General features: G+C 24.3%; 2 protein-coding genes. Both read left to right on the top strand.

All coding sequences use genetic code 11. The features are described 5' to 3' along the window. Positions 1-98: 98 nt before the first annotated feature. On the top strand, positions 99-1,016 hold the full coding sequence (locus tag AWT72_RS08460; protein ID WP_067143590.1) for an alpha/beta hydrolase fold domain-containing protein: 918 nt from the start codon (positions 99-101) through the stop codon (positions 1,014-1,016). Between the two features lie 75 nt (positions 1,017-1,091). Then, positions 1,092-1,820 (top strand): MerR family transcriptional regulator, encoded by a 729-nt coding sequence (locus AWT72_RS08455; protein WP_067143587.1) that lies wholly within the window; start codon positions 1,092-1,094, stop codon positions 1,818-1,820. The last annotated feature ends 260 nt before the right edge of the window (positions 1,821-2,080 follow it).

The following is a 2,080-nucleotide window of genomic DNA, read 5'->3' as shown; positions in this document are numbered from 1 at the left end:
GACAAATCAAATTAATAAATTAAATATATAAATAAATATATATAAAATTATGAAAGGAGAAGTATGTATAGTCGTATGACTATATCATACAAGAAAAAATGGACATAAAAGAAGAAATGCTATATGCACAAAGCAGAAGAAATAAAGATGAATTTAGTTTAGGCGAAGATTTAATAATAGATGGAATAGATTTAGGTAAGATGAGATCTATGATAGGTTATAGAGGATTAGATTTAGCAAAAGAAATAAAACAAGAAAAAATAAATATAAATGGTATAGATTGCTATAAATATTATAATAATTTAGAAACTAAAAATGTTCTTTTCTATATACATGGTGGTGGTTTTTACGGTGGTGCAGCAATAGTAATGGAATATTTATGTAAATATTTTGCAAAAGTTGGAAATATGCATGTAATAAATATAGATTATACCCTAGCTCCAAAATCTAAATTTCCTGACACTAGTATAGAAATATATAATATAATAAAAAAAGTATCTTCTATGTATAAAAATGTAAAGTTTTCAGTTGCAGGAGATAGTGCAGGAGCTCATTTAGCAATGAATACAGCATTATTAGATATTAAAGATGAAAATTTACTTTCTTTTGTTACTATGTATTACCCAGTTATCTCATTAGATGAAATAAAAAATTGGAATATGAATATGTATAATTTAGAAGATCCTTGTCCAAATGGGAAAATGGTTATTAGATTTTTAAAATCTGTAATGCCATATATACAAAAGTTCTATGTTCCTGAAAATACTGATAAAAATAATTCTATGTATGACTTGAAAAAAATAACAAGTGAAGAATTAGAGAAATTGCCTAAAATGCTAGTTGTAAAATCTGAGTTTGATTATTTTAATCCTGAAATAGATGAATTTTGTAAAAAATGTAATATAAAATCTTATGAATATAAGGGATTATCACATGGATTTATGGAGTTTTTAGGTTACTTAGATGAAGTTAGTGAGATAGTAGAATTGACAGTGAATAAAATAAATAATAATTAAAATATTTTTTTATAAAAAGTCTTGACTCTGACGTTGCGTAATAGTGTACACTTAAATTGTTAGGAGGGAAATAAAATGTATCTAGTGAAAAAAGTGAATGAAATTAGTGGTGTATCGGTGCGCACTTTACATTATTATGATGAAATTGGACTTTTATCTCCAAAAAAACATGAAAATGGTTATAGATATTATACAGAAGAAGATATGTCAATTTTACAGATGATATTATTCTATAAATATTTAGGATTTTCTTTAAAGCAAATTAAAGAGTTGCTAACAAAAGGGGATAAGGACATATTAATTCACTTAAAAAAACAATTAAATTTAATGCAAAATGAAAAAGAAAAACTTCTAACATTAATAGATACATTGGAAAAAACAATTGAATCTAAAGAAGGAGGAGTTATTATGTCAACAAAAGAGAAATTTAAAGGATTTACATACCAAGATAGTTTAAAGTATCAACAAGTTGTAGTAGACAAATATGGAAAAGAAGTTATTGAAAATCAAAAAGGAAAAGAAGTAGAGATTGTGGATGGATTTAATAAAGTTTTCTTTGCTTTTGCTGAAAATATGTCAAATGGATTAAAAGCAACATCAAAAGAAAATGTAGAATTATCTAAAAAGTTGCATAAACATATGTGTAAATATGCATTTGATTGTCCGATTAATGTATTTTCAAGTATAGGGTATGGATATGTTAAAAATATTGAATTTAAAAATAATTTAGATAAATTTGGTGAAGGAACTGCTCAATATGTTTGTGATGCAATTCAACAGTATGTAAAAGAAATTGAAAAATAAAAATTAATGATAACAGTAAATCAAAAAAGGTTTACTGTTTTTTTGATATTTAAAATATTTTAATTGAAAAAACATATAAAAGTGCTTGCATTTTTTGAAAAACGTGGTATTAATATACTATAAAGATTAAGAAAAGTAAAAATAAGGGGGATCGTTATGTTTAAAAATTTAAAAATAAAATTAATAACAATATTCTTTGGAGCAGTCCTACTTTTACATGCAGATATAGTTGTTGATAATGATACAGATGCCTATTTAAA

This window comes from Oceanivirga salmonicida (assembly GCF_001517915.1).
GTDB classification, from domain to species: Bacteria; Fusobacteriota; Fusobacteriia; order Fusobacteriales; family Leptotrichiaceae; genus Oceanivirga; species Oceanivirga salmonicida.
This window is presented reverse-complemented; position numbering and strand designations above follow the sequence as displayed.

Excerpts from the sequence above, each read along its gene's own strand:
- AWT72_RS08455 (WP_067143587.1), top strand. The coding sequence starts at position 1,092 with ATGTATCTAGTGAAAAAAGTGAATGAAATTAGTGGTGTATCGGTGCGC.
- AWT72_RS08460 (WP_067143590.1), top strand. The coding sequence starts at position 99 with ATGGACATAAAAGAAGAAATGCTATATGCACAAAGCAGAAGAAATAAA.